We start from the raw sequence: 23,530 nt of genomic DNA on the forward strand, positions 1-23,530 counted from the left end.
TGACCTTGATCACCAAGGCCAGGATCAGATGAAGATCACCAAGTGGGTCAGATTTGATACGCCGTCAGTGAGCCCATTTTGGGCCGTCGCCGAGAGCTGTGCTTGTTGCCGAACATGCGGTGTCCTCTCCAGGTGAAGCGCTGGTGGAGTCGGTAGATCCGCGGCTCCCCGCACTCCCGCCCATCCAGCGCCACCGCAGCGGGCCGTGCGGGCGGGAGAGGCAGCCGGCCGCAGCGTGAGGCGCTGCGAAGCCAGGAAGCGGACCAGAGGACTGCATCGGCGCCGCCGGCCGGTCCATCACGGCGACACCCAAGTTCTTCGTTGGCTGTGGACGGTGCCCCCTACATGGAAGTAGGGGTGGACAGGTCTCCTTCGGGAGCGCGCTCCCGTTTCAGGCGTATGGAGACGTGACCTTTCGGTCTAAGCCCTCGGGTTAATGACCAGGACCCCGGTGCCCTCGGCCCGCTCTGTCCCGGGCCCCTAGCCGCAGCGTGGAAGGCAACCCAAAGAAGGCCCTTCCAACCCGCTGTCCTAGGACTGCGAGCGGCCTGAGATGAAGATGGCACGCAGTCCCAGGACTGTCAACAGTCCTGGGACTGTGCTTCACTGGGACGCATCGAAAGGAGTTCGGCTGTGGCACCCAAGTGGCGCGAGCTGGCGGATCGACTCGCTGAACAGATCAGAAACGGCGAGTACGCACCCGGGGCCCAGTTGCCCCAGATCAGAGACCTTGTCGAGGCTGGGGAAGGCTCCAAGTCCACGGTCCATCAGGCGTACAAAGCGCTTGAGTCTGAGGGGCTGGTGACGTCGTCACGCGGGCACGGCACCGTCGTGCGCCCGCGCGCCCCACTCAAGAGGCTCGGCATTGCTCGGTATGACAAGGCCAAGTGGCGTGACGGTGATGAGGTCGCGTTCATCGCTGACCGTGTGGCGTCGGGGCGCGCGTACAAGCGCAACGAGCAGACGCAGACCGTGAGCAGTGTCGAAGCGAGCGGTCTCGTCGCCGAGGGGCTTGGTGTCCCAGTTGGCTCCGAGGTGTACGCGCGCGCCCGCCTCGTGAAGGAAGGCACCCAGCCAACCCACACCCTGACCAGCTACTACCGGCCCGAACACGTCGAGGGGACACGCATCGTCGACCCCACCCCGGGCCCGGCCGGCCGTGGCGGCGGATACCGCGTGCTGTACGACGCGGGGTACGAGATCGACCACATGAAAGAGGGGCTGTTCGCCCGCGTCCCCACAGCCGACGAAGTGAAGCTCCTACAGCTCCCTGTCGGTGAACCCGTGGTAGAGCTTCACCGAACCACCTACACGGCAGACGGCACGGTGGTTGAGTTCGCAGTCGGCATCCACGCAGCCTCCCGGTTCGCCTGGGAGTACGAGTTCAAGGTCCCCGATTCCTCCCGCGACCAGGACAAGGAAGGTTCACCGTGATCTCCGTACAGGACTGGGAGGACACTCAGCTTCTGTGGGACTACCAGCAGATGCACCACGAACCGCGCCCCTGCTCGGTCGGCATCGGTCTGGGCAGTCACGATCTCGGAGTGGCCGACACCACAGTCGACCTGTACCGGCGCGGCATGATGCCGCTGATCGTCTTCACGGGGGCGACCAGCCGGACGACCCAGGACCGCATGCCGCGCGGTGAAGCCGAGCACTACCGGGACCGTGCCCTTGAGCTGGGCGTGCCGACGGACGCCATCCTTGTCGAGCCGCACGCCCGGAACACCGGGCAGAACATCACCCTGTCCCGCGCCCTTCTCGAAGACCGCGGGGTCGACGTGTTCTCCGTGCTTCTCGTCAGCAAGCCGTACGAGGAACGTCGGGCCTACGCCACAGCCCGGAAGCTGTGGCCGGAGGTCACATTCGTCAGCACGTCGACACCCATGACGCTCCCCGAATACGTCGACTCGATCCGGGATGCACGCCTGGTCATCGACATGCTTGTCGGATCGCTGCAACGCTTGCTGATCTATCCATCTCAGGGCTTTATGATCTCGCAGGACGTACCCGCCGAGGTGATCCGAGCGTACGAGCGGCTCGCATCGCGAGGGTTCACAAGCCGACTTGTCCTTGAAAGTGCGGCGGGCCCCCACGCGTGAGTGGGCCACCGTGCCTGTAGATAGTTCATCGCTGCATGATCCCGTGCCTGCCCTTGGGGCAGGCGTGAAGCGTGCTCACGATGTGAGACCCAGTTCGCGTAGGGCGTCGGCGGGGTGGTTGCGGTAGTGGTCGTGGGCGGCGGCGTTGTTTTTCCAGCCGGCAAGGTGGGCGAGGCTGATGGCCAGGCTGCGGAGGGTCGCCAGGGCTCGTGGCAGGCTGCCGGTGCGGGCCCGGCTGGCGTCCTCTCCGAAGGTCACGTCTCTGATGAAGTGCTGGGCCTCGATGGCCCACTGGCCGCGAACGCAGCGGGCCAGGACGGTGGCGTCGGCGATCCGTGCGGGTGCGGTGGTGATGCCGAGTTCGGCGACGGCGTGGGTCTTTCCGTCGCCGCGTCCGGTGGTGATCCGCTCGACGAGCAGGGCCTGAGCGGCATGAGGGAAGGCGACCTGCCCAGAAGCCAGTGGCTGGACGCGCACGGTGCGGATCTCCTTGCGGCCGCTGTTGGTCTCTTCGGTGCGGACCACGCTGAGGTGTTCGTTGGTGGTCTCGTCCCAGTCGAGGGCGTCGAGCTGCGCGAACAGGACGGCACGGTTCTCCTTGACCGGGAAGAGGCCAAAGGCGCCACGAGAGTGCAGATAGGCCGCGTGGCCGGCGACGGTATGCAGGGCATCGGCGGTGACGATCCTGCCGGTGATGTCGGCGATTGCGTCCAGGGCGGCGGTGAAGTGCAGGGTCTCGTGCGGCTTGTGGCGCATCTCGCGCTGGGCGAGCATCACTCCGGGGTCCACCTGGTAGACGCCCAGCAGATGCACCTGCAGGCCGTCGGCGTCGGTGGCGCCGCGCACCGTCTTGCCGTCCGCGGCCAGCTGCAGCACCGGCACCTCGCCGGCGAGACCGGCCAGCTCATCGGCCGTGTGCGCCTGCACGAAAGCGCCGATGGCGACATCCAGCGCATCTCCGTCGACCCGGGCAAGCGCCCGCGTCAGAGTGGTGGCCACCGGCAGCCGGCCCGCGTCGCCGTCGGGCACTTCGAGGGCGGCCAGAAGACCAGCGCCCTGCCCGCGCGCCCAGCGGATCACCCCGCGTACCGAGCGCACCCCGCATAGCATGGCGCAGGCCACCAGACCCAGCAGCATCGGCCAGGCGTGCGTGACCAGCTGCGACGCCCGCGGATCGGGCACCGCCCGAACCGCGTCCAGCAGCGACGGCAGCCGCTCCGGCGTACACAACTCCTCACCCGAACAGGGAAGTTCCACCCCATCGAGGTGGCCGGGCAGCAGGCAGGTGGGGCACGATGACATCAGGGCACGGCTCCTTGCCGATCGACAGGCTCACTCAACCTGCGACCAACGACGGCCGCGCCCTTCCCCATACCCCGCTTTGACTGGGCGCTTTCAGTTGGCCCGATCGGCCAACTGAAGCGCCCAGTCCGTACAACCTCGGTTACACGGGCATCAGGCCACGAAGGCCGGTGCTGTAGGCGTAGACCAGTGCTCGCTCACCCACGCTTCCAGGGACGTCAGGCCGGGGTGCTGCGCGCGCAGCGTCGCCAGGTCAGCCTTGAAGCCGACCGTGTTGAACCAGTCGAACATGGCGGCCAGTTCTTCGCTGTAGGCGCGTACCTGCTCGATCGGCTGGGAGGTGAAACGCACCGGACGGGCCGCGGCTCGAGCGAAGGTGTCGGCCAGCTGCGGGCCGGTCAGCTCGTCCGCAGCGATCTCGACGGTGCGCCCCAAGGAGCCGGCCGGGTCGTTGAAGGCGGCGGAGGCGATGCCTCCGATGTCGTCCGGGGTGATCATCTGCAGCTTCGTGTCCGGGGCCAGCGCCATCGTCAGCGTGAGCTCGCCGTCCACCCACTGAGGGCCCAGATGCTCGAAGTTGGTGATGAAGAAGGTAGGCCGCAGGATCGTCGCGGGCAGACCGAGCGCCGTGATGTGCCGCTCCACTTCGCCCTTGCTGGCGAAGTGCTGCACCTGGCCGGGGCGGTCGGCGCCGTCGACGGAGCTGTAGACAAAGTGCGCGACGCCCGCGCGGGCGGCGGCCTCCGCGACGGCCTTGCCCTGGCGGATCTCGCCGGCGAAGCCGTCCGGGCCGGTGAAGGTCTGCACGCTGAACACGCCGTAAGCGTCGAGCAGAGCCGCATCCAGCGATGCCGCATCGTCCAGGTCGCCGCGGACCAGGGCGGCGCCAGCCTCCTTCAGCGCCTGCGCCTCGGGCTTGTCCGGGTCACGGACCAGTGCGCGCACCGTCCAGCCGTGAGACAGCAGGGCGCGGGCGGTGGCGCCGCCCTGCCGTCCGGTTGCACCAGTCACCACAATGACGCGGTTGTCAGACATCTAAGGCCCCTCGATAGCACAGGTCCCGGGCGCCGTAAGCGGCTTCCCCTCAGTACCTAGAACCCTGATACCTCAATCAAAGTTGAGGTCAAGTGCATGTGATCCACATCATGGCCACCAGGCCGCCCATTGTCTGCCCCGCCCCACCGGCCAACCATCACGCTCGGCGGGCCAACTCGGGCGCTAGAGGCCAACTGAAGCGCTCAGCCACAACCCGCCCCAGCCCTCCAGCCATCTCACGATGCGAGCACGCATCACGCCTGGCCCTTGGGGACCTGGTCTCCAACTGGATTAACCTGGGGCACGCATCGCAGCGTAGATGCGTGTCGTCTACTTCTAAGCGATCTTCTGTCCACGATTATTGACTCCCGCATCGAGTCCGCCGACCGGGAGGCAGGGGCGATCGTGAACGGTTCCAGTTCAAGCAGTTTCAAAACCTACGTTCTCACACACGCCAAGGCTGTGGTTTCAGCACTCGTGAGCGGCTTCATCGCCTTTCTTTCATCACTGATCACCGCACTGCAGGGCGGAAGCACGGGAATCGAAACGATCACTGACGGGCAATGGCTCACCGCCTGTCTGGCCTTCTTCGTCGGGCTGGGGTTGACGCACGGGGTGACCGCCGCGACCCCAAATAAACCCAGCACGTGATCAGCATGGCGTACGCCAACAGCGGCGCACAACCACGCCCCACCGAGATATCGACCTACCTCGTTTCTACCTCCACTACCCGCGACTCCGCGGATGAGCAAAGAAAGCCCTGCCTCTACGCTCCCAAGTCACACCTCTGCTATCCCCTGATTCGAGGCGTCTCCGCTCAATTACTCCGCCCCCTCTTCTGAGCTGGAAACAAGCGGAATTCACCCTGTCTCAACGGCGATGCGTGCAAGTAGCTTAAGGAGAGGGAAGTCGGCCTCGACGGTTGCTGCCTGAGTGGCATAGTCCTGTATGACGATGGTCGAGCGTCCTGGGTGCCCATGGGCAAGCCCGTTGCGGTGCTTGTACAAATGTTCAGCGATATCTGTGTCGCTCATGGCGGCGCGCAGGTGAGATAGGCGCTGTAGCGACTGGAGTCGGTAAGCCTCAAATACATCAAAGTCGGATGTCGGCTGCCCCGGGAGAGCCATGCCCTTTGTCTTGAGTGCTCCAAAGTCGTAGGTAGCGATGTCGTCGAGATGACTCTCGATGAACGTCTTGCCGTTCCTTCCATCGGCACATTCCAGGACGCGATAGATGCACAAGTATGCACCTAGGGTGTCGATCTGGCGGAGGGCCATTACATAGAGGGCCAGCAGTTGCCGCCGCCCTCCTAGGAATCGTGTATGGAACTGAGTCAGGGGATCAGTTTTGTCGGCATATCGCAGTTGGAGAGAGTCTGTAAAGCGTAGGTTAACGAGGTTCTCGAAGAACGAGTGAAGTGCCTCTTCGTAATCTCGGTCTCGGTCTACCCATTGCCGATGCATCCCGATCTGTCCGCCTGGGGCTGTCACATGGCCACGGCTGGGCGTGACCAGGGTGGGGACGTCGTGATCGAAGGCTATGCAGTCGGCAAAGAAGACAGTGTCATCAAGCGACGCGCCAGCCGTGGCGATTCCGTCTACCAGGCAGTACGGAATCAGGTGGCCGTAGCCGTCATCATGCAGACCCCAGCCTCCAGCATCAGCCTCGAACTCCCAGTTGGCCGCAGAGTTGAGGACATTGAAGGTCTTGATGAGGTATTCAACGTCAGGAAGGCTCACCACGCCAGGCTAGGGCACACGCCAGTAGACGCCGAGCGGCTCAGCTGATCCCAGGTACAGCCCACTTCTGCTGTGCTTGCCCGCTGTGGTGGGCTCCGCTGCAGTCAGCGTCGATGCCGGATGCGGTTCCACACCGGAGAGTCGCCACCATTCGCCACGGTCGACGCCCATGTGTTCCGCCCGCGGCGCTTGCGTGGCTTGCGGAAAGCGAGCAGCATCCTCACGACCAGGTGACCTAGGAAACGCCATATCGGGATCGGTGCCGCGCTGGCTACTGGAGCGGGGCCGTCTGTGGGCCGTCCCAGGGAGGCCGACAACGACCAATGACGACAGACAACGACGACGTCCTTGCTGGTCGAAGCGCCAGAGCTGTCGGTCCGCCGAGGTGGCCGAGGTAGATCATCACTTCTTCGACGTGTGACAGGTCCGCCCCGCGCGGTCCGACGCCACTGAGGGCCGCCACCCGGAATTCGCTCCGGGTGGCGGCCCTCGGCCGTGCTCCCGCACGTGGCCGTCAGGTCACCTCACCACGACCACGACCACGGCACCGTTGCTGTAGCCGTAGTTGTAGCCGTTGTAGAAGCCGGTGTTGAAGCCGCCTCGGCCGAAACCGTTGTTGTAGCCGTTGTTGAAGCAGCCGTTCCGGCCGAAGCCGTTGCCGAAGCGGTTGAAGCCGCAGCCGTAGTTGGTGGTGACGTGGGTCGGGGTGGCTGCCGATGCGGTACCTGCGGCGCCGATCGCGGCTCCGCCGGCCATCAGCACGCCGACGGCGGACATTGCGGCGAGACGCCTCGCGCGATGTGCGTTCATGGATCCACCTTCCTTCCCCCCTGGCGGCTTTCCAGGCACGAAACGCGGTCGTAGGGGGTGCCGCACGTGGACCAGAAAGCAGGGCGGACGACGTCTGACACCCCGCGGTGCGGCTCTTCAGATCGATGCTAGCCGCCCTGCAACCAGGCAGCATCCTGGGCAACCTTTCTCGCTTCCCAGGCTTCCTACTGTCGAGGGATCATCGTTCCGGACTCTGCCGAACGTGGAAGGTTTGCACGGGGATGACTGAACAGGACGACTGGGAGCGGGAGTTCGACCACAAGTGGGCGAACTCGGCCGAGCACAAGGAGCCCTCGGCGCGCGCCCGGATGCTCGCCGCCCGCTGGAAGGAGAACCCGCCGGACGCGGCACCGTTCCGCCCCGATCCGGAACCGGTCAGGCGGCACCGGTCCCCGTGGTGGTCCACAGCCCTCGTGTTCGGCTGTGTCGCCGCGGTGATCGTCCTGCTCGGATACGCGCAACTGCGCTCCACCTGAGAGGAGTTGTCAGGAGAGTGGGAACGCCGGAGGGGATCAGCGCGCCACGGTGGCTCGCGGAGGGCGGCGCGCTGGAGGACGTCGTCGGCACCGGTGATCCGGACGCCTGGCTGAGGCTCGACGAGGAGGCGCGGGAGGACCAGTGGTACCTCCCGCCGGACGTCGTCCCGGTCTGGGAGGCGACCGACGGTGGCCGCGCGCTGCTCGCCGCCGTGCGCGACGGCGGCCCGCTCACCGACGCCCGGCTCGCCCTCGCCCTGTGCCATCGCGACGGCCGGATCCGGCGCCGGGCGCTGGGACGGGCCGCCGGGCGCCCGGAGCTGCTGCCGCTGGTCGTGATCCGCTGCGCGGACTGGGCCCCGCCCGTACGGGAGCGGGCCCGCGAGCTGCTGGCGAAGGAGCTGGACGAGGAGAGGGCCGTACGGCTGGCCCCGCTGGTGCTGCGGATCGGGCGGCGGGGGCGCGGGGACCACGCGGCCGGGCTGGTGGGGGAGCTGCTGGCACGGGCGGGCAAGGAGCGGTTCGCACCGCTGCTGAGCTGTGCCGACCGGGCCGTACGACGGTTCGCGTACGGACTAGCCGTCGAGCGGGGGCTCCTCTCCCCCGCCGAGCTGGCCCGTGCCGCCGCCCGGGACGAGGACACCGTCGTCAAGAGCCTGTGTGCGGAGGCCGCGCTGGCCGGTGTCGGTGCGGAGGACGCCGAGGAGGTCCTCGGCACGCTGCTCGCTGCCCGCAGTCCGCAGGCCCGGTCCGCCGGGGTCACCGCGCTGCGGCGGCTGGGCCGGCACGAACGGGCGACGGGGTTCCTGGCGGACCGCTCGGCGCTGGTGCGGGCCTGCGCGCGGTATGTCGTACGGCAGCAGGGGACCGACCCGCTGCCCTGGTACCGGGAGCGGTGCTCCGGCCCGGCCGGCCCGGAGCTGCCGCCCGGCGCCGTCATCGGGCTCGCGGAGTGCGGGCAACGCGCGGACGCCGGGCTGCTGTGGCCGCTCCTGGACCATCCGGCGCCGGGCGTGCGGGCCAGGGCGGTGGCCGGGCTGCGCACGCTCGACGTGACGGACGTACCGCGGCTGCGGCGCATGCTGGACGATCCCGCGCCCGGGGTGGTCCGTGAGGCGACCCTCGCGCTGCTGCCCTCGGCCGGGCTGCTGCCGGAGGAGTGGCTGGCCGAGCGGCTCGCCCCCGGGCGGCCGAGGTGGGTGCGGGTGTCGGCGCAGCGGCTACTGGACGCCCACGGCGGAGCCGTACGGCTGCGGGCGGCCGTCGCGCTGCTCGGCGATCCGGACGAGCGGCTGCGGGCACGGGCGGAGCAGACCGTGCGGCGCGTACGGGGACACCTCGGCTGACCGACCAGAACGCCGACGGGCCTTTGCTGGTGCTGGGGGCGAAAGCGACTCCGCCATGGGCTCGGTAACGGGCCCGCAGGTGCACACTGGACAGCGGGACGAGTGCCTGACTGCGGGGTGATGCAGATGCAGAGCCGCTTCCGGAGCGATCGGCGGTTGACCGCACGCATGGGGGTCACACTGTTCCTGCTCGGGTTGCTGTACGTGGGATTCGTCGCCGCGCTGATCGTGCTGCTGAAGTCCTGGGTGCTGGTCGTCGTGGTCGCGGCGGCGCTGCTCGGCGCCCAGTACTGGTTCTCCGACCGGGTCGCGCTGTACGCGATGCACGGCCGGGTCGTGGAGCGGGAGGAGTATCCCGGGCTGCACGGGGTGATCGACCGGCTGTGCGCCCAGGCGGACATGCCCAAGCCGGTCGTCGCCGTGTCGGACATGGATATGCCGAACGCGTTCGCCACCGGCCGCAACCCCGATCACGCGGTGGTCTGCGTGACCACCGGGCTGCTGCGCCGGCTGGAGCCCGCCGAGCTGGAGGGCGTGCTCGCGCACGAGCTGTCGCACGTGGCGCACAAGGACGTCGCCGTCATCACGGTCGCGTCCTTCCTCGGGGTGATCGCGGGCCTGATGGTGCGGTTCGCCTTCTACTCGCAGCTCTTCCGGGGCCGCAAGGACCAGAACACGCTGGCGGTGTTCGCCGCCGTGATGGGTGTCTCGGCCGCCGTGTACGCGATCAGCTTCCTGCTGATCCGGGCGCTGTCCCGGTACAGGGAGCTGGCCGCCGACCGGGCCGCCGCCCATCTGACCGGCCGGCCCTCGGCGCTCGCGTCGGCGCTCACCAAGGTCTCCGGGGACATCGCGCGGATCCCGATGAAGGACCTGCGCACGGCGCAGGCGTTCAACGCCTTCTACTTCACCCCGGCCCTGGGCTCCGGGGCCGAGTTCTCCCGGCTGTTCTCCACCCACCCGAGCCTGGAGCAGCGGCTCGACCAGCTGGGCCGCATCTCCGCCGAGCTGGGCGAGGCGGCGGCTCCGGGGAAGGCGGGCTGAGCATGGGGCTGCTGGACATCCTGTTGGGCCGTACGAAACCCGTCGCCCCCGACCTCGACCAGCTGTTCGCGCTGCCGTCCGCGGCCTTGACCCTTGAGGCGGCGGCCGGGTTCACCCCGACCGGCGGCGGGGCGGTGTGCTTCGCGACGGTCGAGGGCGCGGCCTTCGAGCAGACCCACCGGGAGGTCGAGGCCCTCCTCGACGCGGACGCCGAGCGCACGGGGCCCCCGGTGGAGCTCCGGCAGGACGAGTACGGCTACTCCTGGCTGGTCTCCCAGCGAGGCCCCGACCAGCTGCCCCAGCTGGTCAACGATCTGCACGCGGTGAACAGTTCCCTGGAGGCCAACGGCTTCGGCCCACAGCTGCTGTGCTCGCTGGCGGTGTTCACGGACGACGAGGGCCGCCGGAAGCTGGCCCTGGTCTACCTCTACAAGCGGGGTACCTTCTATCCGCTTTGTATACTTCCTGGTCAACACAAACGCGATAGTGCGCTCGAGCTACAGGTCGCCGCGGCGCTGGAGAACGACCTGCGAATCGAGAAGGACTTGAACCGTTGGTTCCCAGTGTGGGACGCCCCCGGCATGGCAGGGTGAGCAGTCACCCGAAGGTGTCTAGAAATACAAACAATCTTCGTAACTGCAAGGTAGACACATACGGTCTCCCCCGTGACAGCTTCCACGCCGGCCGCCGACACGGCCACAGACATCGTCGGGCGGCAGAAGCCCGTCAGAGTCCTCATAGCTCTGCGCATCAGCTACCTGACCGACGAATCCACCAGCCTCGAACGGCAGCTCACGGACGCACGCGAACACATTGCCGAGAAGGCCGCCCGGGGTCATGACTGGGTCGAGATCGGTGTAGCCCGAGACGCACACGTATCCGCGACGAAGCAGCATCCGCTTGACCGTGCCAATCTCGGGCACTGGCTCAAGGAGCGTGCTCCGGAATTCGATCTCATCCTGTTCTGGAAGCTCGACCGGTTCATCCGCAAAGTGACGGACATGCAAGACATGCTCCGCTGGGCGGACGAACACGGGAAGAAATCCTTCGCCTCGGTCACTGAGCCGATCTTCGACATGACCGGCCCCTTCCAGCACGTGATCATCTCCCTCTTCTCCGCCCTGGCGGAGATGGAGGCCGAAAACACGTCCATGCGCGTCAAGAGCTTCCGGGAGAGCATCCGCGAGCAGCAGCGTTGGCCGGGAGGCATGCCAGCCTACGGCTTCGAGGTCTACAAGGGAGAAGACGGGGCCGCGTACCTCTGCCAGAACCCACACCAGGTGAACGTCATTCAGGAAATCGCCAGACGACTCCTCACCACCGATGACACTCCAGCGATCATCGCTGACGACCTCAACGCCCGGAAGGAGCCGACTCCGCGGGGCACACGTCCGTCCAAGCGCATCGCCGAATCGGGTCGCACGTACAAGTGGACGGCGGCCGGACTCCGGAAGATGCTCAAGAACGAAGCCCTCATGGGCTCGAAGATGGAGAGCCGACAGGTCCCCGGCAAGAAGTACTACGAGACCACCCCTGTCATCGACTCCACCGGCAACAAGGTCCGCATGGCCGATCCGATCTTCACCGAGGAGAAGTGGAAGAAGCTTCAGGACCACCTCGGCGAGCGCTCCTTCTCGGTGTCCTCGCCCACGAACGTCACACCGTTCCTGGACGTAATCCTCTGCGGGTACTGCAAAAGCAAAATGCGCCTGCACGTGTCCCGTAGGGAGACGAAGACCGGCCGGAGGGAGTACCCGAAGTTCCGATGCGTCAGCCCGCGCACAGTGGGTGAGAGGACTCGGTACGGGTGCAAGGAGCAGGTGTCCTGGGACCCTGGCAGGCTGGTCGCCACCTTCGAGCATCACTTGCTCGAGCAGTTCGGCGACACCGAGGTGGAAGAGCGCATCTACGTCACGGGCGAGGACAGCGGGACTCGCGTGCGGGAGATCGAGGAACTCGTGCCTGTCATCATGGCGGACATGGGGCCGGGGCGCCGGTATGGGTCAGCTCTCATGCGGCCCCAGGCGGAGAAGATGCTCGACCGGTTGAACGCCGAGTACGAGGACCTGAGCAAGACGCCGATCGGTGACCGGTGGGAATACCGCAGCCTCGGCAAGACGTGGCGAGAGTTGTGGGATACGACCGAGGTGCCCGAACTGGAGAAGCTGATGCGCAAGAACGGCGTCCGGTTCCTCTGCTACACAGACTCCTTCGAGCTGTTCATCCCCGAACGCCTCAAGGTTTGACGCGCAGCCCCTCCTCTGCGTGCATAGCCTCAAATCGAGATCACCGAGTGGCCGTCGATACACCACTCCAGCGGACATGACCAAGAGAAGGTAGAAAGGTGGTGCGTCTTTGCTGCCAGATCCTCAGAGCCTTCCTGACGCGCTCATAAAGGCCGTCATTCAGTCGGGCTTTACGCCCGAGCAGCTACAAGAGGCGACGTCACTACTGACTGTGCGCCACAAATCGCAGGTTCCGGAGCAGCCGGAACCAGGTCCTCGCAGACTACCGACGTGGCGCTCTGCGGCCCCCTACGAGACAACGACCACCATGAGGGTGGTCACACAGAGCCTGCGGCGCTCCCGAACGACTTGGGGATCGGACCGGACCTGAGGCGCTGGTTCCCGGCGCGAGGCGCCCCCGGCACGGCCGTACCCCGTTTTCCGGGGGTCGACCTGCCGTGAGTGAATGGCCCTCATGGGCGAACTCACCGGTCTCTCAAGCGAACTCACCGACCCCTCAAGCGAACTCACCGGTTTCTCGTACGCGTACGACGGCGAACGGCTCAGCGGAGTGGCCGCCGGGCCGCACGGCAGGGCCACGGCGATCCTCCTGCACGGCGCCGGCAACGGCAGCAAGGAGCGGCTCCTGCCGCTGCTTTCGGAGTTCGCCGCGCAGGGCTGCCACGCCCTGGCGTTCGACTTCTCCGGGCACGGCGAAAGCACCGGCGCACTCGCGGAGCTGAGCCTGCGGCGCAGGTTCGAGCAGGCGGTGGCGGTGCTCGACGCGCACGCCCCGGCGGACCACCCGCTGGTGCTGGTCGGCTTCAGCATGAGCGGCCAGACGGTCGCGGACCTCATGCGGCACTACGGCCGCCGGGTCGCGGCGGTGGGCCTGTGCGCCCCCGCCGTCTACGCGCCCGAGGCCTGGGAGGTCCCGTTCGGGAACGGCGAGGGCCGGTTCAGCGAGATCATCCGCACCCCGGACGGCTGGCGCACCTCCCCCGCCCTGGAGACCCTGCGGGCCTACGAGGGCCGGGCGGTGCTGGCGGTGCCGGGCACCGACGAGATCATCCCGCCGGAGGTGACGGAGGCCGTACAGGACGCGCTGTCGACGCGGGCGAGCTTCACCCGGCTCGAACTGCCCGACGCCGAGCACATATTGGGGCTGTGGTACCGCGATCATGCCGAGGACCGAACGGAGCTGGTGAGCCTTCTGCTGGGCGGCTGATCGCAGCGGAGGGGCGATTGTCAGTGGCATCGGCGACCATGCGGGCAGGAGGTTGTCACCCATGGTCCACGGGGAGGCCGGTATGACTGAGGCACGGCGGCGGCACATCGGCACGGCCGAGCGGCGGGCCAGACTCGCCCTGCGGCACCGGCTGGCGGGTACGGCGCGGGCGGCGAGCCCCGAGGAGGTCGCCGCCTCCCTGGTGGCCCTGCACGGCACGGACCCGGCGACGGTGTACCTGGCGGTGGCCGTACGCCTCGCCGACCCGGCGAAGGCGGTGCCGGAGACGGAACGCGCGCTGTACGAGGACCGCACGCTGGTCCGCATGCACGGCATGCGGCACACGGTGTTCGTGTTCCCGACCGCCCTGACGGCCGTCGTCCACGCCTCGACGGGCCTGACGGTGGCCGCCCGCGAACGCGCGAGCCTCCTCAAGGACATGGCGAAGGCGGGCGCCCCGGACGGGGCCTGGCTGGCGGAGGTGGAGGGGTCCGCGCTGGCCGCGCTGGCCCGGCGCGGCCAGGCCACGGCGGCGGAGCTGAACGCGGACGAGCCGCGCCTGCGCGAGCAGTTCGTGTACGCCGCCGGGAAGAGCTACGAGGGCGTCCACACCGTCTCCTCCCGCCTGCTGCGGGTGCTCGGCGTCGAGGGCAAGGTGGTCCGCGGCCGGCCGCTCGGCTCCTGGACGTCCAGCCAGTTCCGGTGGGCGGTCGCACCGGAGCACCCGGAACTGGATCCGGCGCGGGCGCAGGCGGCCCTGATGGAGCGCTGGCTGCGGGCCTGCGGCCCGGCGACGGAGGCGGACCTGAAGTGGTGGACGGGCTGGCGGGTCACGGAGGTCCGCCGCGCCCTGTCCGCGATCGGCGCGCAGGAGGTGTCCCTGGACGAGGGCAGGGGTTACGTCGCGGCCGACGACACGGACCCGGTTGAGGTCCCTGAGGAACCCTGGGCGGCGCTCCTCCCGAGCCTCGACCCGACGGCCATGGCCTGGCAGCAGCGCGACTGGTACCTGGGGCCGGCCCTGCGCCCCCTGCTCTTCGACGGCAGCGGCAACGTGGGCCCGACGGTGTGGTGGAACGGCCGGGTGGTGGGCGGCTGGGCGCAGCGCCCGGACGGCCGGATCGCCTGGCGGATCCCCGACGAGGGCGTCCGCCGGGAGGCCGAGGCGGCGGTGGCGGCCGAGGCGGAGAGACTGCGGGGGTGGATCGGCACGACGAAGGTCACCCCACGCTTCCGGACGCCGCTGGAGCGGGAGTTGTCGGAGTGACGGACCCAGTCTGACCCGGTCGGACCGAGACGGAGCGGGTTACGGACCGGGTCGGAGCGGGTTAGGGAGCGGGTTACGGACCGGGTGCCCCGCACGGCGGCAGGGCACCCGGCGACGCGGCTCAGCGCGAGTAACGCATGAACGCCCGCACCATGTGGCACGTCGTGTCGGACGGCGGGTGGATCCCGATCCGCTCCGCCGTGCTGCGTATCGTCTCGTTGCGGGCCCGGTCCGGCAGGTAGACCCCGGAGTCGAGCAGCGCGATGGCCAGGCGCATGGCCTTGAGCCGGCGGTTGTGGGTGACGTACCACTCGCGCGGTCGCCCGGCCGGCAGGGGCGGCTTCGTCACGGGCTGGTAGGGCGAGTCGAACAGCACCGGATGCTGGGCGGTCGACTGGGTCGGCAACGGCTTCGGCTTCAGTGCGGCAGCGGGCACGGGCATCCTCCTGTCGCGGTCAGGGCACTCCCCCGGGGGTTCCGGCGGCTCCCTCGAACACTGCTTCCAGTTTACTGGCCACCACTGACAATCGGAGGTCCGCGAGGGAGGGTAAATGCCCAGGTGAACAAGGAACTTGTCGTCCTGTCACGGCAGGTTGAGGAGTTGCGGCTGAGGCGGCAGAAATTCGAACAAAGCCGGGGCGACAGCGGACGGGCGTACCGTGATCCCCATGGAAATCTGGATCAACCCGGCCTGCTCCAAGTGCCGTAGCGCCATCAGCCTGCTCGACGCCGAGGGGGCCGAGTACACCGTCCGCCGGTACCTGGAGGACGTGCCCAGCGAGGACGAGATCAGGGCCGTACTGGAGCGGCTGGGGCTCGAACCGTGGGACATCACGCGCACCCAGGAGGCGGACGCCAAGGAGCTGGGGCTGAAGGAGTGGGCGCGGGACGCGGCGTCCAGGGACCGGTGGATCCGTGCTCTCGCCGAGCACCCCAAGCTGATCCAGCGCCCGATCATCACCGCCGAGGACGGAACCGCCCTGGTCGCCCGCAGCGAGGAGGCCGTGCAGGAGGCGCTGTCCCGCGGCAAGTTGTGACGCAGGTTACTTCGACGGCTCCTGTAACCGCTGAGTAACCCCGTTCGGCATCTCGTACATAGCGGCGTACGCTCCCCTACCTCTTCAGGAGGCGCGCATGTCGCGCAGGAGAACTGCCAGTACGAAGAAGAAGCTCGCGCTGCTCGTCAGCGCCGCGGCGGTGGCGGGCGGCGGGGCCTTTGCGCTGGCGTCCACGTCGAATGCCGCACAGAGCCCGCACAACGCAAAGACGCTGTCCGCCTCGGACTCGACCGTCTGCCAGGGGCTGGCCACGGCCCACGGCAACAACGACAAGTTCATCGCGGACCAGAAGGCCAAGCCGGACGCCCAGTCGGCGGCTCGGATCGCCAACCGGCAGGCGGTCATCCGGCTGATCGAGGTCCAACAGAAGGCGGCCGGGTGCACCGTTGGGGAGTCGGCTCAGGGCTCCCAGACGGCGCAGGGCGGCAATGCCTGGCAAGGCGGCAATGCCCAGCAGGGCGCCAGCGGACAGCAAGGCGGAAACACCCAGAAGACCGGCAACGGCCAACAGGGCGACACCGGACAAAACGCCGCCAGTGGGCAGCAGGTCTGCCAGGGCTCCACCGTCACGCTCTCCGGCGAGAGCGGCGCCCCGGCCGCGTCCAGCGACCGGTTCCCGGCCGGCACGACCCTGAAGGTCACCAACCTGGACAACAAGAAGTCCACGACGGTGAAGGTCACCTCCACCTCCGGCAGCTGCGTGCTGCTCAACAACGCGGCCTTCGAACAGGTCCGGGAGCCCGGCAAGTTCCTGATCCGCCACGCGGTGATCGAGAAGGTGGGGTGACGGCGGCGGGGTGAGACGTGAAGGCCGGCGACCGTTACGGGGGTGGCGGTCGCCGGCCGTCACATCCACATCCACCGGCATCCCGTCGTACGCAACCCGGGGCACGTACGGACCCGCCGTCGCCCCTTGCCTCCCGGCGCCTCGCCTCACCGTGTGAGTCGCGGCACAGAACCACCACGTAACACGGGGTTCACATTCGAGCAATGGACGGGAAATCGCCTGTTGACACGCTGCCGAGCAGTTCGAGCGGCGCCTGAGTGCCGCAGCGCCGCGGCGACCGAGTGCGCCCGACCCACCCCCGAAGGATGTGTCCCCGTGACCTTCAAGGCTGAGTACATCTGGATCGACGGCACCCAGCCGACGGCCAAGCTCCGTTCCAAGACGAAGATCATCACGGGTGCATTCGCCGGTCTCGAGTCCCTCCCGATCTGGGGCTTCGACGGCTCCTCCACCAACCAGGCCGAGGGCCACTCCTCGGACCGTGTGCTCAAGCCGGTCTTCACCTGCCCGGACCCGATCCGCGGCGGCGACGACATCCTGGTGCTGTGCGAGGTCCTCGACATCGACATGACCCCGCACCACTCCAACACGCGTGCCGCGCTGGCCGAGGTCGCCGAGCGGTTCGCCGCGCAGGAGTCGATCTTCGGCATCGAGCAGGAGTACACCTTCTTCGACGGCGCCCGTCCGCTCGGCTTCCCCGAGAACGGCTTCCCGGCCCCGCAGGGCGGCTACTACTGCGGTGTCGGCGCCGACGAGATCTTCGGCCGTGACATCGTCGAGGCCCACCTGGACAACTGCCTGAAGGCGGGTCTCGCGATCTCCGGCATCAACGCCGAGGTCATGCCCGGCCAGTGGGAGTTCCAGGTCGGCCCGGTCTCCCCGCTGGAGGTCTCCGACCAGCTGTGGGTGGCCCGCTGGCTGCTCTACCGCACCGCCGAGGACTTCGGCGTCTCCGCGACCCTCGACCCCAAGCCGGTCAAGGGTGACTGGAACGGCGCGGGCGCGCACACCAACTTCTCCACCAAGGCGATGCGCGAGGGCTACGACGCCATCATCACCGCCTGCGAGTCCCTCGGTGAGGGCTCCAAGCCGCTGGACCACGTCAAGAACTACGGCGCCGGCATCGACGACCGCCTGACCGGTCTGCACGAGACCGCCCCGTGGGACCAGTACTCCTACGGCGTCTCCAACCGCGGCGCCTCGGTCCGTATCCCGTGGCAGGTCGAGAAGGACGGCAAGGGCTACATCGAGGACCGCCGCCCCAACGCCAACGTGGACCCGTACGTGGTGACCCGCCTGCTGGTGGACACCTGCTGCTCCGCCCTGGAGAAGGCCGGCCAGGTCTGATCCGTCCCGCTTCCGACAGGGGCGCCCACCGTCGCGGTGGGCGCCCCTGCGTCGTATCGTGCGTCGGCGTGATGAATGATCAGCCGACAATGGGCGCCAGACGGTCAGGCTCATCGAGCCACACCCGCTGGCCGCTGCGGTCGACGGTCAGCCCGAACCGCTCCCGGCCGGGCCTGCCTCGGTCCTCCCACCAGCGGTAAGCGGCCTCCGCCTCGTCCCACAGCCGCCGCGGCCCGCACTGCTCGACCTCGAACTCCTTCCGGCCGGGTACGTACTCCACCGTCGCCCATGACTTCCGGTCATCGGCGAGAACCCAGTAGGTGGCCTCGTCGGAACCGTCGTCGGCGTGGTGAAGCTGCGGATAGGCGTCAGTGAGCTGGGCGCCGATGGCGAACATGGCGTCGGCGTCGCGGTCGATGTCGCGGGGGTCGACGTCGGTGCTGGACCTCTCGTCTTCCTCCTGGTGGTAGACCTCCGAGATGCTCCATCGGCGGCCCCGCTGGTTGCGGGCCCACATGAAGGCCGGGTTCCCGGAGAACCGACCCTGTGCCACGCCGTCCGCCACATCCAGCGTGGCGAACGAGTACGAGTGGAACGAGCCGCCCCACGGCGTGACGATCCTGCCGCCCGGAGTCTGCTCGATCCACGCGTACGGGATGGTGCGCACCGTGCACGTACAGATGAGCCGGTCCAGCGGAGCGTACGCCGGAATGCCGGTCATGCCGTCCCCGGTGAGGACGGTCACCGGCAGCCCGGCTGCGGTCAGGTTCCTGCGGGCCTGCTCGGCGATCTTCGGGTCGTATTCGACGGTGACGACGCGATCAGCGCCCGCCCTCCTGGCCAGCCATGCGGCATTCAGGCCCGTGCCGGCGCCGATCTCCCCGACCTTGTGGCCCGGGTGTATGTCGAGCAGGGTGAGCATTTCGAGCATGATCGACGGCATGGAGCTGGACGACGTGGGCACCCCGGGGCCGTCGTCCTCGCCGTCATCGACCTGCGTAACCACGGGAACATCCCCGTAGGCGAGGAGCGCCCACCGCTCGGGGTCCGCTTCCTTGTTGCCGCCCTCGAAACGGTCGGGGATGAACAGGCCACGATCGACGGCCGCAACGGCCTCCAGCCACTCAGCTGTTAGCGCGCCCTTGTTGGTCAGGATCTCGACCAGCCGCTCTTGTGAGGTCACCAGGGCCTCACTTCTTCTTCGGCGGGTCGCTGACTGGCTTGGTCCACTGACCGTCAGACTCCTTCGGCGACTGCTTCTTGTCGCCGTCGCTGCCGCCTTTTCCGTCTCCGTGCTTGCCCATCGCGGGTTCCTCCTTTGGATGGTGCTGTCTTGGGTGTAACGGCCCGCGAGCCGCGTGTTCAGCCGTAAGCAGCCCCGGCCGGGGGCTCTTGTGTGGCCATCCAGTGCCGCCCGCTCACCGGTTGTCCCAGGTGCCACGCCGGGCGACCAACTCGACGGCCGCCCACTGCGCGCGCCACTCCGCCCCGAGCCCACCGCCGTACCGGGGACGCAGGACCGGCACACCGCCCTGCACGTCCGTCAGAACGGCCTCGCGGCTGCGCACGGTGTCGCGCACGAGGTCACCCACCTGAGCACGAGCCTTCTCCACGCCGGTCACCGCTTTGGCTCCGGGTGCGTGTACGGGGTGATACGGCCGACCGCTTCGAGCGCGCGCCGGTCCGTCGTCCACTCCATCCCCCCACGCTTGGGCCGAAGCCACGCAACCAGACGGGTGCCGTTCGGCTCGGGAGCGATGGCCCGCAGGATGCCCGTACAACCGGTCGCGGTGTCCCGCACCTCGCGCCCGAGCCACTGGTGCGAACGGTGCATGAGTCCCAGGTCTCCCGCGCTCACTGGGACACCTCCGGCACGCCGTACATGCCCGCGCACGGCGCGCACGCATACAGGTCCACGCCGACGCTGCGCAGTATCGGGACCGGGAACCGCCGGTCGGGGGTGCCGCTGCACCAGCAGCAGGAGCGGCCCGAGCGCTGCTGGATACTCAGCTGCTCGAAGTGGAGCACGGGGGCATCCACTAGTTCGCCGATGGCAGGCTGGGGGGTTGTGCTGCGCGTCGTCATGTCGTCGCCTCGCGCTTGCGGTCAGGTTCGGAGCCCCGCCCGTGCCCCTCGGGGGGACGGAGGCGCGGGCGGGGCCGTCAGCAGTCGCCGCATGGGTGTGCGGCGACTGGCAACCAGATAACTGCGCTGCGGCACATGGCGGTTAGGGCGAAGCGGCACCATCCGACCACGCCCCCTAGGGCGTTTTGGTCACCTATTTACCTGACGGCCAGTGATCGCGCGACTACGGTGCAGGCATGGACACCACCCGGAATGAGCTACTCGCGGCGTGGATGCACGAGCACGGACATAGCTCCAACCGGTTCGGAGACGCTTCGCGAATGCGGAGTCTTCCGGTGAAGTGCGCCCCGGTCCGGAGACCGACTCCCCGGGAACAGAAGGGCGCTCGTCCTGGCTCACTTGCCGGCTTCGGGCCGTACCACTGGAGTGCCTGCCCGGTGACGGCGGCGATGCACTCGAAGTCGCGGTCGCGGTGCAGCAGGGTCAGTCCCTGCAGTTCGGCCGTGGCGGCGACCACGAGGTCGACGGCCCCGGCGCTGCGGTGCTGTCCGCGTTGGGTGAGGACCTCCTGGACCTGCCAGGCGCGGTCGTCGACCGGCACCCAGCCGAAGAGCAGCGCACGTTCTCGATGCCTTGTGCGCGGTCGGTCGCGGAACGTGTCACGCTGCAAGTCGCTCAGGCAGGACGATGCGGGCATCGCGGCGGCCGGTAACCCTTCGGCGTCCGAGGCGCGGAGGGGACGGGTCAGGCGACCTTGAAGTCGAGACGGGTCAGGCGACCTTGAAGTCGATCTGTGTGGAAGGGCCGACCCGTCCGTATACGTCCATAGTCGCCACCTCGGCCACGTAAAGGCCCGGTCCGGTCGGAGTCCAGCTCAGAGTGGTGTCCGAGGTCTGGTGGTACCCCGTGTCGGTGCTTCCGCCGAAGATGCGCCACCGGTAGCCGCCGATGACGCGGCTGTCGTCGGCCGGGCGGCTCATCGTGATCGTGACGGGTTGGTCGATGCCACCGTGACCGACGCAGTCGTTCGCCGTGCACTCGGTGTACGGGGCCTTGAGGGAGAGGACCGGAATCTGCGGCGCCGTGGCGGTCGCCGGGGTGAGCCGGTCCACCGTGACCGTGGGTGAAGGCGCGGAGTCCGCGCCGGCCGAGTCGACCGAGGCGACGTAGTAGTACGCGACCCCCTCGGGGGCGGTGGCGTCCTGGAACTCGTTCGCCCCGATGGCGACGTCGTTGAGGAGTGTCCAGGCGCCGTTCGGGTCGGTACGCCGGTACACGTGGAAGTGCCATGCGTCGGTGTCGGGGAACGCCCACCCGAGGAAGGTGGCGCTGTCCCGCGGTGTGACGGTCACGGGCTGGGGCGCCGAAACCGGGGCCGGGGCCGGGCGGACGGCCTCCGCGGACGCAGAGACGGGGGAGAGGTTGCCGGCCGCGTCCACGGCGTTCACCCGGTATTCGACGGTGCCGCCCACCGGGGCGGTGGTGTCCAGCCACGAGGAGCCGAAGACGATCTGCGGGCCCGTGAACTCCTGCTCGCCGGTCGGCCGCGCCCACACTTCGTAGTGCGCGGTGTCGTCCGCGTTCGCCGTCCAGCGCACGTTGTTGCCCGCCGTGCTGCCGACGGCCTGGACCCCGACGACCTGGGCGGGCGGGGTGACGTCGGGGACGCCCGTGTCGGCGATCGCGGACGGCACGGACGTGTTGCCCGCTGCGTCACCTGCGACGACCCGGTAGTACCAGCGCTTGGTGACGTCGAAGGAGGGCGTGTCCCGGTACGAGTTGTCCGTGAGCTCGGCGGAGACCGCCTCGAAGGGCCCCGCGGCGGAGGGCGCCCGGTAGACGCGGTACCAGGCTGCTCCGCTGGCCGGCTGCCACTGCGTCAGCACGGCTCCGTCGGTCCTGGTGGCGCTCAGCCCGGCGGGTGCCGCGGGTGGCGTCCGGTCGAGGGTGGTGGCGGCCTTGTCGGCGGTGCCGGTGGACACGTTGCCGGCCCTGTCGTAAGCGCGCACCTCGTAGTAGTAGACGTCCCCGGTGCGCGGCAGGGAGTTGTCGGTGTACGAGGTGGACGTCGTTGTCGCCAGCGGCTTGCTGCCGAAGCCGGTCCCCTTGAGCCGCCGGTAGACCCGGTAGCCCGCGAGGTCCATCTCCTTGTTCTTGGACCAGGTCAGCTTCGCCCAGCCGTCGGCGTACGAGAGGGAGGCGCTGCCCGGGGTGAGCGGGGCGACCTTGTCGACGGTTGCCGAAGTGCGCGGCGTGTAGGCGAAGGAGACGAGGGCCGGCCCGGTCCAGTTGACGAAGTCCACGCGCAGCGTGTGCTTGCCGGCCGGGACGGTGACGTCGGCGGTCTTCTTCTGCGTGCTGGAGACGTTCTTCCACAGGTCGACCTTGCGGGCGCCGTCGAGGTAGACGCGGATGCCGTCCTGGACGGCGACGGGCAGCGCGAAGGGCCCGCCGGAGCCGAAGTCGCGGGTGACGGTCCAGCGGACGCCGAAGTTGTCCTTCGGGAGCCCTGAGGCCGGTGCCCCGGCGCCCCAGTTCTGGTCGATCTGCGCGTCGCAGTCGGTCTTCCGGGGAGTGCCGGAGAACGTGGTGTTCGCGAAGAACTGCCGCTTGTAGACGGGTGAAGCGCAGCTCACGGTGGCGGCGGAGGCGGGCACGGCGCCCGCGGTCAGCAGCCCGCTCGCGGTGGCCATCAGTATCGTCGCCGTGAGCACCGGTCTGCCGCGCTTTCGCGCACCGCGTGTCATGTGTTTCGCCGGTCCCGTCGCCATGCCTTGCCCCATGCGTACTCCCTACCGGTCGTCGGCGCCGCGGTCAGGTTCAGGGCACCGGCAATCAAGACCTTCGAGGTGGGCGGTTGGTTGTACGCCAGAGCCCGGAAGCACGTCCCGGCCACGGCGACCGATCCCCGAATTCCGCCGTCTACGCGTGGCTTTCCAGCTCGACGGCTGGTTGTACCGCGCAGCGGTGACCGCGCCGTGAACACCCCGACGGCCGGTGACCGTGCACCTGCTGCTGTGGCCCGCTCTGCCGGACGGCCGCCGACGGGGGTGGTTCTGGTGGGGCCGGTCGTCTTCGAGGTCCGGGAATCGGTCACCGCTGTCGGCTCCGCCAGTACTACTGGCGAAGCCTGGGTCCACCCCGTCTCCGTAGACCTACTCCTGGTCTGTCCCTGGTGCCGCATGCGCGCCCTTCGCGCCGCCGACCGCCCGGACACGTGCCGCGTGGACCTGTTCGTGATCGCTCTGTCGCATCGCCGACACCGCCTGGTCGCAGCCCGCTTCGAGTTGCCGCTGCCAGCAGCCAGCCCACCCACCTGATCCTTCGCTGTTCTCCCTGCTCTGGCTTCGCAGGTTGGCACAGCGAAGCCATGAGAGGCCGGCCGACGTGCAACAAATCCTGGAAGTGGTCAGCCCCAAGTATCTGCTTGGGGCTCTGCGCATCCTCCCTTTGATCATCGTCGTTCTCCTTCTGGCACCTGCTTGGCTCTCATGGGTCTTCCTACCCGAGAACCGCCAGAGGAGGGTGATCGACCTCGTCAAGCAATTGATCGAGTGGACGAAGGCCACGCGGGACGAGCGTGCGAACTGAACTTCCCTACAGAGCGCTTGTAGAGCGCGTGACACGACGTCCCGTGGCGGCAGCCGGAGACCGGAGC

Annotated in this window: 24 protein-coding genes and 1 pseudogene; 14 read left to right on the plus strand and 11 right to left on the minus strand. The window is 68.4% G+C overall.

Features of this window, described 5'->3' with window-relative positions; all coding sequences use genetic code 11:
* The first annotated feature begins 633 nt into the window (after nucleotides 1-633).
* Nucleotides 634-1,434, plus strand: a complete 801-nt coding sequence (locus tag ACWD35_RS12190; RefSeq protein ID WP_451351107.1) for a GntR family transcriptional regulator — start codon at nucleotides 634-636, stop codon at nucleotides 1,432-1,434.
* On the plus strand, nucleotides 1,431-2,102 hold the full coding sequence (locus ACWD35_RS12195) for a YdcF family protein (RefSeq protein WP_451351108.1): 672 nt from the start codon (nucleotides 1,431-1,433) through the stop codon (nucleotides 2,100-2,102). The genes ACWD35_RS12190 and ACWD35_RS12195 overlap by 4 nt, the downstream gene beginning before the upstream one ends.
* Before the next feature lie 75 nt (nucleotides 2,103-2,177).
* Here ACWD35_RS12195 and ACWD35_RS12200 read toward each other — a convergent pair whose 3' ends face one another.
* Together ACWD35_RS12200 and ACWD35_RS12205 are read right to left on the minus strand one after the other, a co-directional pair.
* Nucleotides 2,178-3,404, minus strand: a complete 1,227-nt coding sequence (locus tag ACWD35_RS12200; RefSeq protein ID WP_451351109.1) for an ISAs1 family transposase — start codon at nucleotides 3,402-3,404, stop codon at nucleotides 2,178-2,180.
* Between the two features lie 153 nt (nucleotides 3,405-3,557).
* Nucleotides 3,558-4,439, minus strand: a complete 882-nt coding sequence (locus ACWD35_RS12205) for an NmrA/HSCARG family protein (protein WP_451351110.1) — start codon at nucleotides 4,437-4,439, stop codon at nucleotides 3,558-3,560.
* A 405-nt stretch (nucleotides 4,440-4,844) separates the two neighbouring features.
* On the opposite strand from ACWD35_RS12205, the gene ACWD35_RS12210 reads away from it, so the two are divergent.
* Nucleotides 4,845-5,090, plus strand: a complete 246-nt coding sequence (locus ACWD35_RS12210; protein ID WP_451351111.1) for a hypothetical protein — start codon at nucleotides 4,845-4,847, stop codon at nucleotides 5,088-5,090.
* Between the two features lie 209 nt (nucleotides 5,091-5,299).
* On the opposite strand, the gene mauJ is transcribed toward ACWD35_RS12210, so the two are convergent.
* Both mauJ and ACWD35_RS12220 read right to left on the minus strand, forming a co-directional pair.
* Nucleotides 5,300-6,178 carry a methylamine utilization protein MauJ gene (gene mauJ, locus ACWD35_RS12215; RefSeq protein WP_451351112.1) on the minus strand — a complete coding sequence of 293 codons (879 nt, stop codon included), beginning with the start codon at nucleotides 6,176-6,178 and terminating at the stop codon, nucleotides 5,300-5,302.
* 519 nt (nucleotides 6,179-6,697) lie between these two features.
* Entirely contained in the window at nucleotides 6,698-6,988 is a 291-nt protein-coding gene (locus ACWD35_RS12220) for a hypothetical protein (RefSeq protein ID WP_451351113.1), read from the minus strand.
* Nucleotides 6,989-7,230: 242 nt separating this feature from the next.
* On the opposite strand from ACWD35_RS12220, the gene ACWD35_RS12225 reads away from it, so the two are divergent.
* From ACWD35_RS12225 to ACWD35_RS12255, 7 genes are all read left to right on the plus strand, one after another.
* Entirely contained in the window at nucleotides 7,231-7,485 is a 255-nt protein-coding gene (locus ACWD35_RS12225; protein WP_451351114.1) for an SCO2583/SCO2584 N-terminal domain-containing protein, read from the plus strand.
* A 17-nt stretch (nucleotides 7,486-7,502) separates the two neighbouring features.
* Nucleotides 7,503-8,831: a hypothetical protein gene (locus ACWD35_RS12230; protein ID WP_451351115.1), complete on the plus strand. Its 1,329-nt coding sequence runs from the start codon at nucleotides 7,503-7,505 to the stop codon at nucleotides 8,829-8,831.
* A gap of 126 nt (nucleotides 8,832-8,957) precedes the next feature.
* Nucleotides 8,958-9,875 carry a zinc metalloprotease HtpX gene (htpX, locus tag ACWD35_RS12235; RefSeq protein ID WP_451351116.1) on the plus strand — a complete coding sequence of 306 codons (918 nt, stop codon included), beginning with the start codon at nucleotides 8,958-8,960 and terminating at the stop codon, nucleotides 9,873-9,875.
* A gap of 2 nt (nucleotides 9,876-9,877) precedes the next feature.
* Nucleotides 9,878-10,468, plus strand: a complete 591-nt coding sequence (gene pspAB, locus ACWD35_RS12240) for a PspA-associated protein PspAB (protein WP_451351117.1) — start codon at nucleotides 9,878-9,880, stop codon at nucleotides 10,466-10,468.
* A 72-nt stretch (nucleotides 10,469-10,540) separates the two neighbouring features.
* The gene (locus ACWD35_RS12245; RefSeq protein ID WP_451351118.1) at nucleotides 10,541-12,121 is read left to right on the plus strand and encodes a recombinase family protein; all 1,581 of its coding nucleotides are present in this window, start codon (nucleotides 10,541-10,543) and stop codon (nucleotides 12,119-12,121) included.
* Between the two features lie 454 nt (nucleotides 12,122-12,575).
* Nucleotides 12,576-13,328 (plus strand): alpha/beta hydrolase, encoded by a 753-nt coding sequence (locus ACWD35_RS12250; RefSeq protein WP_451351119.1) that lies wholly within the window; start codon nucleotides 12,576-12,578, stop codon nucleotides 13,326-13,328.
* Between the two features lie 82 nt (nucleotides 13,329-13,410).
* The gene (locus ACWD35_RS12255) at nucleotides 13,411-14,595 is read left to right on the plus strand and encodes a winged helix DNA-binding domain-containing protein (protein WP_451351120.1); all 1,185 of its coding nucleotides are present in this window, start codon (nucleotides 13,411-13,413) and stop codon (nucleotides 14,593-14,595) included.
* A 121-nt stretch (nucleotides 14,596-14,716) separates the two neighbouring features.
* On the opposite strand, the gene ACWD35_RS12260 is transcribed toward ACWD35_RS12255, so the two are convergent.
* On the minus strand, nucleotides 14,717-15,031 hold the full coding sequence (locus tag ACWD35_RS12260; RefSeq protein WP_451351121.1) for a hypothetical protein: 315 nt from the start codon (nucleotides 15,029-15,031) through the stop codon (nucleotides 14,717-14,719).
* Between the two features lie 232 nt (nucleotides 15,032-15,263).
* Between ACWD35_RS12260 and ACWD35_RS12265 the strand changes: the two genes are divergently transcribed.
* The 3 genes from ACWD35_RS12265 (at nucleotide 15,264) to glnII (ending at nucleotide 17,787) form a co-directional block, all read left to right on the plus strand.
* Nucleotides 15,264-15,632, plus strand: a complete 369-nt coding sequence (locus ACWD35_RS12265; RefSeq protein WP_451351122.1) for an arsenate reductase family protein — start codon at nucleotides 15,264-15,266, stop codon at nucleotides 15,630-15,632.
* Between the two features lie 97 nt (nucleotides 15,633-15,729).
* Nucleotides 15,730-16,440 (plus strand): hypothetical protein, encoded by a 711-nt coding sequence (locus tag ACWD35_RS12270; RefSeq protein ID WP_451351123.1) that lies wholly within the window; start codon nucleotides 15,730-15,732, stop codon nucleotides 16,438-16,440.
* 315 nt (nucleotides 16,441-16,755) lie between these two features.
* On the plus strand, nucleotides 16,756-17,787 hold the full coding sequence (gene glnII / locus ACWD35_RS12275) for a glutamine synthetase (protein WP_451351124.1): 1,032 nt from the start codon (nucleotides 16,756-16,758) through the stop codon (nucleotides 17,785-17,787).
* A 79-nt stretch (nucleotides 17,788-17,866) separates the two neighbouring features.
* Here the strand turns inward: glnII and ACWD35_RS12280 are convergent, their stop codons facing one another.
* The 6 genes and pseudogenes from ACWD35_RS12280 to ACWD35_RS12305 form a co-directional block, all read right to left on the minus strand.
* Complete coding sequence (locus ACWD35_RS12280) at nucleotides 17,867-18,970, minus strand: methyltransferase domain-containing protein (RefSeq protein WP_451351125.1); 1,104 nt, start codon at nucleotides 18,968-18,970, stop codon at nucleotides 17,867-17,869.
* A 235-nt stretch (nucleotides 18,971-19,205) separates the two neighbouring features.
* Nucleotides 19,206-19,400 carry a hypothetical protein gene (locus ACWD35_RS12285; RefSeq protein ID WP_451351126.1) on the minus strand — a complete coding sequence of 65 codons (195 nt, stop codon included), beginning with the start codon at nucleotides 19,398-19,400 and terminating at the stop codon, nucleotides 19,206-19,208.
* A gap of 5 nt (nucleotides 19,401-19,405) precedes the next feature.
* On the minus strand, nucleotides 19,406-19,645 hold the full coding sequence (locus ACWD35_RS12290) for a hypothetical protein (protein ID WP_451351127.1): 240 nt from the start codon (nucleotides 19,643-19,645) through the stop codon (nucleotides 19,406-19,408).
* The gene (locus ACWD35_RS12295) at nucleotides 19,642-19,872 is read right to left on the minus strand and encodes a hypothetical protein (protein ID WP_451351128.1); all 231 of its coding nucleotides are present in this window, start codon (nucleotides 19,870-19,872) and stop codon (nucleotides 19,642-19,644) included. The genes ACWD35_RS12290 and ACWD35_RS12295 overlap by 4 nt, the downstream gene beginning before the upstream one ends.
* Before the next feature lie 406 nt (nucleotides 19,873-20,278).
* Nucleotides 20,279-20,547, minus strand: a pseudogene (locus ACWD35_RS12300) (PIN domain-containing protein); the annotation flags it as partial.
* Nucleotides 20,548-20,642: 95 nt separating this feature from the next.
* Entirely contained in the window at nucleotides 20,643-22,565 is a 1,923-nt protein-coding gene (locus ACWD35_RS12305; protein ID WP_451351129.1) for a PA14 domain-containing protein, read from the minus strand.
* A 694-nt stretch (nucleotides 22,566-23,259) separates the two neighbouring features.
* On the opposite strand from ACWD35_RS12305, the gene ACWD35_RS12310 reads away from it, so the two are divergent.
* Nucleotides 23,260-23,463, plus strand: coding sequence for a hypothetical protein (locus ACWD35_RS12310; RefSeq protein WP_451351130.1), 204 nt, complete (start codon nucleotides 23,260-23,262; stop codon nucleotides 23,461-23,463).
* The last annotated feature ends 67 nt before the right edge of the window (nucleotides 23,464-23,530 follow it).

Source organism: Streptomyces sp. NPDC002671, from assembly GCF_053592475.1.

What these genes read in the sequence shown, in the direction of transcription:
- htpX (WP_451351116.1), top strand. Translation starts at nt 8,958, where the DNA reads ATGCAGAGCCGCTTCCGGAGCGATCGGCGGTTGACCGCACGCATGGGG.
- ACWD35_RS12250 (WP_451351119.1), top strand. Translation starts at nt 12,576, where the DNA reads ATGGGCGAACTCACCGGTCTCTCAAGCGAACTCACCGACCCCTCAAGC.
- ACWD35_RS12265 (WP_451351122.1), top strand. Translation starts at nt 15,264, where the DNA reads ATGGAAATCTGGATCAACCCGGCCTGCTCCAAGTGCCGTAGCGCCATC.
- ACWD35_RS12255 (WP_451351120.1), top strand. Translation starts at nt 13,411, where the DNA reads ATGACTGAGGCACGGCGGCGGCACATCGGCACGGCCGAGCGGCGGGCC.
- ACWD35_RS12205 (WP_451351110.1), bottom strand. Translation starts at nt 4,439, where the DNA reads ATGTCTGACAACCGCGTCATTGTGGTGACTGGTGCAACCGGACGGCAG.
- ACWD35_RS12295 (WP_451351128.1), bottom strand. Translation starts at nt 19,872, where the DNA reads ATGACGACGCGCAGCACAACCCCCCAGCCTGCCATCGGCGAACTAGTG.
- pspAB (WP_451351117.1), top strand. Translation starts at nt 9,878, where the DNA reads ATGGGGCTGCTGGACATCCTGTTGGGCCGTACGAAACCCGTCGCCCCC.
- ACWD35_RS12270 (WP_451351123.1), top strand. Translation starts at nt 15,730, where the DNA reads ATGTCGCGCAGGAGAACTGCCAGTACGAAGAAGAAGCTCGCGCTGCTC.
- ACWD35_RS12225 (WP_451351114.1), top strand. Translation starts at nt 7,231, where the DNA reads ATGACTGAACAGGACGACTGGGAGCGGGAGTTCGACCACAAGTGGGCG.
- ACWD35_RS12200 (WP_451351109.1), bottom strand. Translation starts at nt 3,404, where the DNA reads ATGTCATCGTGCCCCACCTGCCTGCTGCCCGGCCACCTCGATGGGGTG.
- ACWD35_RS12305 (WP_451351129.1), bottom strand. Translation starts at nt 22,565, where the DNA reads ATGGCCACCGCGAGCGGGCTGCTGACCGCGGGCGCCGTGCCCGCCTCC.
- ACWD35_RS12220 (WP_451351113.1), bottom strand. Translation starts at nt 6,988, where the DNA reads ATGAACGCACATCGCGCGAGGCGTCTCGCCGCAATGTCCGCCGTCGGC.